Below are 299 nucleotides of genomic sequence, written 5' to 3'. Positions count from 1 at the left end.
ATCACCGTGATGCCGAAGAAGATCAGCAGTGGGCTCCAGTTCGGCGGCAACGCCGCCGACAGTGCGAGCCAGAGCGGCAGCTCCGGCAGGGGGCGGACCACCTCGATCAGCCGTTGGACCCCGGCGTCGACGAGGCCTCCGAAATAGCCCGCGATGCCGCCGAAGAAGAGCCCGAGCGCGAACGAGATGGCGACGCCCACGAGACCGATGGTGAGCGAGATCCGCGCCCCGTAGATCATGCGCGAGAACAGGTCGCGCCCGAGCTTGTCGGTACCGAGGAGAAACAGGGTACCGGTGTC

The 299-nt window shown here is 66.9% G+C and carries 1 pseudogene; it reads right to left on the bottom strand.

The annotated features are described in order from the left end of the window. Positions 1–299: pseudogene (locus ACLBXO_RS32090) on the bottom strand (ABC transporter permease); the annotation flags it as partial.

The organism is Methylobacterium sp. C33D, from assembly GCF_053345825.1.
Note: the sequence above shows the minus strand (reverse complement) of the source record. Positions and strands in the feature narration are given on the sequence as shown.